The sequence below is a fragment of the Streptomyces dysideae genome, assembly GCF_001514305.1.
GTDB classification, from domain to species: Bacteria; Actinomycetota; Actinomycetes; order Streptomycetales; family Streptomycetaceae; genus Streptomyces; species Streptomyces dysideae.
This window is the reverse complement of record NZ_KQ949154.1, coordinates 1-7935: the sequence shown is the minus strand read 5'-3', so window position 1 is coordinate 7935 and position 7935 is coordinate 1. Positions and strand designations below refer to the sequence as shown.

Annotated in this window: 7 protein-coding genes and 1 pseudogene; 4 read left to right on the top strand and 4 right to left on the bottom strand. The window is 70.7% G+C overall.

Annotated elements, in window-relative coordinates; genetic code table 11:
• Positions 1-471 precede the first annotated feature (471 nt).
• Positions 472-756: an HAD family hydrolase gene (locus tag AQJ91_RS57190; RefSeq protein ID WP_234383476.1), complete on the top strand. Its 285-nt coding sequence runs from the start codon at positions 472-474 to the stop codon at positions 754-756.
• Positions 757-1772: 1016 nt separating this feature from the next.
• On the opposite strand, the pseudogene AQJ91_RS57185 reads toward AQJ91_RS57190, so the two are convergent.
• Positions 1773-1970: pseudogene (locus AQJ91_RS57185) on the bottom strand (hypothetical protein); the annotation flags it as partial.
• A 542-nt stretch (positions 1971-2512) separates the two neighbouring features.
• Here AQJ91_RS57185 and AQJ91_RS47785 point away from each other — a divergent pair.
• The 3 genes from AQJ91_RS47785 (at position 2513) to AQJ91_RS47775 (ending at position 4169) form a co-directional block, all read left to right on the top strand.
• Positions 2513-3142, top strand: coding sequence for a hypothetical protein (locus AQJ91_RS47785; RefSeq protein ID WP_159054839.1), 630 nt, complete (start codon positions 2513-2515; stop codon positions 3140-3142).
• A gap of 209 nt (positions 3143-3351) precedes the next feature.
• A complete protein-coding gene (locus AQJ91_RS47780) occupies positions 3352-3633 on the top strand; it encodes a TSUP family transporter (protein WP_067036536.1) in 282 nt (93 codons plus the stop codon).
• A gap of 299 nt (positions 3634-3932) precedes the next feature.
• Positions 3933-4169 carry a TSUP family transporter gene (locus tag AQJ91_RS47775; protein WP_067036533.1) on the top strand — a complete coding sequence of 79 codons (237 nt, stop codon included), beginning with the start codon at positions 3933-3935 and terminating at the stop codon, positions 4167-4169.
• A 102-nt stretch (positions 4170-4271) separates the two neighbouring features.
• Here AQJ91_RS47775 and AQJ91_RS47770 read toward each other — a convergent pair whose 3' ends face one another.
• The 3 genes from AQJ91_RS47770 to AQJ91_RS47760 form a co-directional block, all read right to left on the bottom strand.
• Positions 4272-4754 carry a hypothetical protein gene (locus tag AQJ91_RS47770; protein WP_067036530.1) on the bottom strand — a complete coding sequence of 161 codons (483 nt, stop codon included), beginning with the start codon at positions 4752-4754 and terminating at the stop codon, positions 4272-4274.
• Positions 4751-6583, bottom strand: coding sequence for a glycoside hydrolase family 15 protein (locus AQJ91_RS47765; RefSeq protein ID WP_067036526.1), 1833 nt, complete (start codon positions 6581-6583; stop codon positions 4751-4753). The genes AQJ91_RS47770 and AQJ91_RS47765 overlap by 4 nt, the downstream gene beginning before the upstream one ends.
• A gap of 61 nt (positions 6584-6644) precedes the next feature.
• The gene (locus AQJ91_RS47760) at positions 6645-7490 is read right to left on the bottom strand and encodes a patatin-like phospholipase family protein (protein ID WP_067036523.1); all 846 of its coding nucleotides are present in this window, start codon (positions 7488-7490) and stop codon (positions 6645-6647) included.
• Positions 7491-7935 lie beyond the last annotated feature (445 nt).

Below are 7935 nucleotides of genomic sequence, written 5' to 3'. Positions count from 1 at the left end.
TGAGGGGGTCGCTTCCTGCCCGGGAGGGGTTCATCGTGGGCGTACACCCGTCATCCCCGCGCGTACATGTGCGGCTCACTCCGTGCACAAGGCCGACGGCCGAAGTCATTCCCTGACGTAGGCCGGACCCGTCCTGCTGGGCAACAGCAGCTCCCTGGCCGGCCCTCGGGCGAGAGGCCGGCCGCTCCTGCTACAGGGAACCACCGGACGTCCTGCGGACTGTCGCACGACGCCGGGTATTGCGGGGCGGCGCGAAATGCCGAGCAGCCCAGTATCGCAGCACCTTTCGTCACAATACACGCGAGTTGAAATACACGGCGAAAGGCCGTCAGAGTCCACAATCCCATGAAAGTGGGTCACGTCCCGTCGTGTGGTGTAGTGGCGATCACAGCAAAGTTGCAGGTCGCATGCCCCATCAGGCCGCTCGGGACCCTGGAGATCTGATAGGACATCAGATGATGCCCCTTGGTCGTGACGACCGACTCGGCGCTCACGGGCCTGACCTCGGAGCTGGTCTCGCCATGGCCTGCAACGCCACACTGCAGACACCACTACGCGGCCGAGCACTGCGGCGTCCGTCCCGACGAGGCCCTGCTGGTGGCCGCCCACCCCTGGGACATCGACGGCGCCCAGCGCGCCGGACTGGCCGGAGCCTGGCTGAGGCGCGGCGTCCCCGACACCGCCTATCCCCACTCGCTGGCCAACCCCTCACTGGCCACCGAGGATCTCACGGAACTCGCCCGCATCATCGGGTGACACGGCCACAGTCCCTTGGGCCCCCAGGGCCTCAGAGGTCCGGGGGACCTCCCAGTCGGCTCCCCGCCCCGGCCAATCCCCCGGGCCGGCCGGCGGGGAGCCGACGCCCTGTGTTCCCCGTGCGATCCGCGCATCGACGGCCCAGGGATGTGCCGGTCACGGCTCGGCCGACCGCACGGCCACGGCACGTGCCCGTCCGGGCGGTGGGAAACTTCCGGACGGTCCTGTCCGTAGCCGGTGAACGACACAGAGACCGGCGGAATGCAGCGGCCGGGGCCCCGGGGTTCGAACCCATGCCCACCTCACCGCAGCCACCCTTCACGCCCCCGCCCCCGCCTCCGCCCCCGTGCCGCAGGAAGCAGACTCCGATCCTGACGTCGGCGGTCCCGCACCGCGCCCTCCTCGCCGCGCCGAACTGCGGGCCGGACTGCTGCTCCCGCTGCTCGCCGTACTCGGCGTGGTGATGCTGAGCGGTGGCGGCCGGTCGCTGGAGGAGGCGCGGGACCGGGTCGACGCATGGGGTGTGTGGGCGCCGCTGGCCTTCGCTGTGCTGTGCACGCTGATCGTGACGACCCTGGCGCCCGCAGTCGTTCTGACCGCGTCGGCCGGGGCGCTGTTCGGTGTGGTGACCGGGACGGTCACGGTGCTGGTCGGCGCCACTGGCGGGCGGCGCTGTCCTTCGCCCTGCCCGCCGGCTGGGGCGTCCCGCCGTGGGCCGATGGGCCGGCGATGGGCGGCTGGCGCGGCTGGACACCGACGGCCGCCTCCGAACACGCACCGCAACTGGTGCGCAAGGGCGGAGGCTCCGGGCCGCGGCGTGGCCCACTGGGGCTGTTCCGGCGACGCTGAGCCTGCCTTGCGACGGCACCGGTCTCAGAGCACCATCCTCAGGCAGACCACCAGGGTTCGTCAGCGATGACGCGGTCAAGGGCAAGCTCCTCTGCCGCCGCCAACCCCAGCCGCAGGGCGTGCGCGACCGTCTGGATACGGCTGTGCACGCCGAGCTTCTTGAAGATGTGACTGACGTACGTCTTCGCCGTCTGCTGCCCGATCCGCAGCTCTAACGCGATCCCTTGTTCGCCTTCCCACGCGCGAGCATGGCCAGGACCTCGGCCTCGCGCTCGGTGAGATCTGGCCCGGGCCCCCGAGCAACTGCGGAGCCCCAGGCCGTGTGAGGTGTGCAAGGAGAACGCTGTGCCGGCACATCTTTGCACGGCGGGTGCCCGTGCCCGGGATGTTCGGCGGACACCGGCACCCGCTGTTCTCCCAGGCCACTGGGCACGACCGGGGAGCGGACAGCATTCAGCCACAGTTGTCTCCCGCGGGGATCGACACTCGTGTGTCCCCCACCCAGCCGGCCGGCCCCCCGCCACAGGACGGCTCCACGGGGCGGGTGCCCGCGACCCCGTCTCCCAGCCGCTGGTGTCGCGGGGACAGGCGCATCATGATCAGTCCGACCGGGCCGCAGACGCCCTCAAGGACCTGAACGGCAGCCAGTAACCGCTTGTCAGGTCCGCCGGGCCCCGCGGCCCCGGGACGGCTCGTGGTCTGCGGTACGGGGATGCAGCGGGCTCGCGGGCGGCGAGCGTAAGCGGCCGCGCCGATGTGGAACGTCCGTGCAGGGAACCTTGCGGATTCTCCCCCTGGAGCAGACAGGTGGAAGATGCGATACAGCGAACGTGTTCCCTTTATGTGAGATTTAGGTCTCTTTACTCCATAGAAACGTCCGCTGTGTCGGAAAGAAGGTGCGTGAGTCATGGCACTCCTCCACGAACGGCCCCGCACACCGCATCTCCATATGCCCCACGCGATTGGTGAGCCCGAGCAGCGTCCGCTGGACCTCGGTGGTCTGCTCGCCCGGGGCGCGATCGCCGGGCTTGTCGCCGGCATGGGCTTCCTGCTGGCGAACATGTGGTATGCGGTGAGCCAGGGCATGCCGGGTATCGCCCCGCTGTATGCGATGTCGACGGTCTTCCACGCGTCGAGCGCGCCGGTCGCCACGCCCGACGAGGCAGTGCTGGGGCTGGCGACGCACCTGCTGCTGTCGCTGGGCTTCGGCATGGGCTTCGCCGTGCTGCTGGTCCCGTTGCTGCGCAGCGTTCCCGCGCTGGTACTGGGGGCGCTGGCCTACGGCGTGGCGTTGTGGGTGCTGAACTTCCAGATCCTGGGCCGGACGGTTTTCCCGTTCTTCACCGACCCGATGGGGCCCGACCAGCTCTTCGAAGGGCTCGTCCATCCGCTGATCTTCGGGCTGCTGCTCGTCCCGTTCTTCCTCGGACGATCGGTTGCGAGCACCGAGCATGGCGCCACACCGCCGTCCACCGCCTCACGGCCCGGCGGTACGAGGCCCGAGGGCTCCCACCGGTCCGGTCCCGCGGAATTGTGAACGCCCACCGTCCGGTGGTCCGGTGACCCTGCACCGCACAGGGTCACCGGGCGCGGGGCGGAACTTACGGGTGCGGCCGGGAGCGGGAGGTGTGAGTACGTGGACTGGACGGTGTACTGGTTCATGCTGCCGGTCTGCGTTGCCGTCGCGTCGGTGGCGATGTTCAGTGGTATCAGCGGCGCGGCACTGCTCACGCCGGTGCCACGCCGGTGTTCCTGATCGGGTTCCCGCTGCTGGGCGTGGAACGGCTGTCCACAGCGGCCGCGATCGGGACCTCGCTGTTCCTGGAGACGTTCGGGTTCGGCGTAGGGGTCGCCCGCTATGTGTCGATGCGGCTGGTCGACGTACGCACCGTCCGGTCGATCGTGGTGGTCACGGTGCCGCTGGGCGTGGTGGGCGCGGTGGCGGCGCGGCACGTGCCGGCGCTGTGGCTGCGGATCGGCTACGGGGTGGTGATGGTGGTTCTCGCCGTGGTGCTCGCTCACCGGTAACCGGGCCGGGCGGCCGCGGCACAGGGTGCTGCTCCGGCGCTGGTCAGTGCCTCGGACCGGTCTCATCCGCCGTGCGGCGCCGGTGAGGTGCGGCGGGTGGTACCTGCTGAGGGGTCGGCGTTTGACTGCTGCGCCCACGGCCTGGGGATGCAGCGTCTGCTCTCGGGGGTAGGGGCGTTCGTGGCGGGCCTGATCTCCACGGGCGTCGGGGAGGCTACCCTGCCCGGTCTCGTGCGCAGGTCCCGTTTCCCGGTCGCGGTGGCCGCCGCCACCTCCACAGTGATCGTCGCGGGAACGGTATGGGTGCTGCCGGGACGCATCTGGCGCAACTGGCCTCCGAGGGCGGGCTGGGTGCGATCCCGTGGAACCTGCTGGTGTGGGCGGTGCCAGGGGCCGTGGCCGGTGCTCTGGTCGGTACCCGTCTGCAGGGCAAGGTGAGCGAGCAGGCGGCCCGGCGCTTCTTCGCCGGCCTGTTCCTACTGATCGGCGTCACGTTCCTCATGGCATTCACCGTTTTCGCCGGGCGCTTCGCCTGAGGCTGCCTCCAGGCGTGGGCTCCGGGAGCCGGGATACCGGATTCGTTCCAGCCCTCGGCCGCACTGGTGGCTGTGCGTTTCCTGGCCCGGTACCTGCGGTGGCTATGGGGCGAGGGAGATGGATGCGCCGATGAGGGCGCCGTAGGCGAGATGGGCGGCGAGGCTGACGATCGGCGTGGCCAGGCCGTAGTTGAGCATGAGGAAGCCGGGGGGTTCCAGCAGCGCCACTGCGGGGGCGCTGGTGAGGGGGGTGCCCATGCGGGGGTGGACCAGGGGGAGGAGGATGTTGACCAGTATGGTGCCGGCGAACATGCCGTGGGCGAGCCCGAACAGCATCCCCAGCCACCAACTGCTGTGGCCCAGGGCGAGGAACAGGGTGTAGTAGCCGAGGGCGAAGAGCTGCCCGATGGTGAAGTGCAGGAGGTAGCCGAGGGCCTTTGCGCGGGTGCGGTTGGCGGTGAAGGCGCTGCCGAGCAGGAAAGGCAGGTCGATGCGGGTGAGCCTGAGTTCGCCCGCCGCCCGCAGCATGGTGGTAAGGACCAGAGTGCCGACGAACCCGCCCGCGAGCGCTGCTGTCACGCTCATGGCCGGCCTCCTTCGGTGAGGGCGCAGGCGGCGCTGATCAGCGCCAGGTGGCTGAGGGCCTGCGGCAGGTTGCCGAGGAACGCACCGCCAGCGGGATCGATCTCCTCGCTGTACAGACCGACGTCGTTGGCCAACGTGATCAGCTGGTCCATCAAGTCGGCGGCCTCCGCGTGGCGGCCGCAGCGGGCCAGGGCCTCGGTAAGCCAGAAGGAGCAGGCCAGGAACGCGCCTTCGCTGCCGGGCAGGCCGTCGTCGCCGGTGTAACGGTGGACGAACGGGCCGTCGCCCAGCTCGCGGCGGATGGCCTCGACGGTGCCGCGCATCCGTGGCTGGTCGGGTGGTGCGTAGCCGTGCAGCAGGCCCAGCAGCAGGCTGGCGTCCACCTCCTCGCTGTCGGCGGCGCGGATGTAGCTGTGCTTGCGTGCGCTGAAGCAGCGGGTCTCGATGAAGTCCCGGACCGCCTGGCGTTCCTGCCGCCAGCGGTCGGCGTGGCGGGCGGGGACGAGTCGCTGCTCGGCCAGGCGTGAGGCGCGGTCCAGGGCCACCCAGCACATCATCTTGGACTGGGTGAAGTGCAGGGGGCGGCTGCGGACCTCCCAGAGCCCCGCGTCCGGCTCGCGCCACAGTCGGCACACCAGGTCAGCCGTCTCGGCGATCCTGCGGGCGATGTCGGCGTCCAGCGGTCCGCCGTGCTGTGCGTACTGCCACGCGGTCTGCAGCAGCTCGCCGTAGGTGTCCAGCTGCAGCTGGTCGGCGGCGGCGTTGCCGACCCGGGCCGGTGCTGATCCGCGGTAGCCCTGCAGCGGCAGCGTCCGCTCGGGCGCGCGGGCGCCGCCGTCGAGCCGGTAGAGCACGCGCAGGCGCGGGTGGGTGAGCTGGGTGGCGTGCATCAGCCACCAGAAGTATGCGTGCGCTTCGTGGGGGCAGCCCAGCCGGAGAAACGCGTCGAGGGTGAAGGCCGAGTCCCTGATCCAGGAGAACCGGTAATCCCAGTTGCGGATCCCGCCCACCTGCTCGGGCAAGGAGGACGTGGCGGCTGCCGCGATCGCGCCCGAGGGGGCGAAGACCAACAGCTTCAGCGCCAGGGCGCTGCGCTGGACCGCCTGCTGCCACGGCCCGCCGCAGGCGCGCTCGCCCAGCCAGCGGCGCCAGGCGGCACAGGTGTGGTCCAAGCGCGCCTCGCACTCGGCACGCGCGGGGAGGACCAGCGGCTCCTCGTGGGCGAAGGACAAGGCGATCAGCGCGCGGGACCCCGGCCGGGTTCCGAAGCGGCCGCTGATCGCCGACTCGGTGCACTGCGGCCGCCCCGCCTGCCAGGTGCAGACGGCGACCGCGTCCGCCCCGCAGGAGACCACCGGCACCCCTCGCCGGGTGCGGATGCGCGGCGGGCGACTGCCGTAGCCGAAGCGGGGCGTGACGCTCCAGCGCATCGGCACACTCCCCGACAGCCCTTCGACCCGGCGCTGCAGCTCCCGCATGGGCGTCAGCCGTGTGTCCGGCACCGTCATCGCATCGGTGATCCGGACCGTGCCCCGAGCGGTGGTGAAGGTGGTCTCCAGCACGTTGGTGCCCGGCAGGTAGCGGCGGTCCACCGCGCAGGGAACAGTCGGCTGCAGGGTGCAACTGCCCCCGTGACGGCTGTCGAGGACAGCGGCGAACACCGTGGCGGAGTCCAGATCCGGTACCGGCAACCAGTCCACGGCACCGTCCCGGGCCACCAGCGCGACGGTGCGGCCGTCCCCGATCGCCGCGTACTCCCGCAGCGGCACGTACCCGTCACGGCGCTCGGGGTACCCACCCGCAGCCGGCTGTGCAGAGCCAGTCTCCATTCCGAACACCTTCCGAGCGGTGTGAACTCCCTTGTTGGCAGCCCGCCGAAGCAGCGGCTGCTCACTGGTGCGCGTGCACCTGCAGGTACCGCGGATCACTGGGCGCTCCGTCAGCCAGCCACTTGCGAGTGCTCTCCTGGGCGCGGGTGATGAGTTCATGGTTGTGGCGGAAGTCGGCCGGGGAGATGCCCAGCGGGCACAGCGGCGGTGCCACCCGCAGCTGAACCGCGGAACGGTACAGGGCGGCGTCGACCAGCAGACGCTGCTGCAGGATCAGCGTGAGCGCGTGCAGAGCCATGCCCAGGGCCGACCGGGGCGCGGTGCCCAGCGCGCAGGCGTAGCCAGCATGCAGCACATACACTGTCTGCGCTCCGGCCTCCACGGCAACCGAGATCGGTGTGCTGTTGGCTACCGCACCATCCATCAACTCCTGTTGCGCGAACCGCACCGGAGGAAACACCCCGGGCACCGCGGCACTGGCCATCACCGCGTCGACGACCGGGCCGTGGGAGAGCACTGACTGCCTGCCCGTGGTGACCTCGGCGGCCACCAGGCACAGTTCACGGGCGGCGTCCTCCAGGCGACGGTAGCCCACATGCTGCTCAAGCAGGTGCCGGAAGGCAACGGGAGCGACGAGATGGTTGCCCCGGCCGGTCAGAGCCAGAAGCCCGCGCATGGGCTGCACCGGGAAGATGTCGCTACGGCGCACGGCCCGCCACAGGTCAGCGAGCGCCTCCGCACCCTGTCGCCCGGGATGCCCGGCGACGAAGGCGCCGTTGATCGCTCCCACGGACGTGCCCACCAGCAGGTCGGGGGCGACATCGTGATCGGCCAGCGCCAGCAGCATGCCCACCTGGACCGCGCCCAGACTCCCACCGCCGGACAACACGACTGCGGTCCTGGCCATCGTCGTCTCCTCTCCACAGGGGCAATGCTCACGCGGAGGTTGCACACCGGCTCAACGGTCGCCCCGATGCTGCGGCCTACGGCGCCTACTCGGAAGGGGCCTCGCCCCTCTCAGGGGCCTCGACCTCCCTTCGCTCCGGAAACCCGGATCGACCCGTCGAACATTCCGCTGCAGCCACCAGTCGACACGAATCCTGAGGGGCCCGGTGCGATACGGACTCGGCATCACGGATTGGGGCGCTGCCTGGCCGTGGACGTCCAGGGGTGTCTGATCGATGTCGGCCCATCAGACCAGCAGACGCGCGAGCTCCCTGAGGTCAGTCCGCAGCGAGGTCGGGTCCGGCTCATGGAACGTCGGTAGACGGGGGCACTGGCTCCGCGCCGCAGTCGGGCTCCGGACAGACCCGCCCACTGGACCCCGTCGACGCCCACGAGTGGACGGCCCC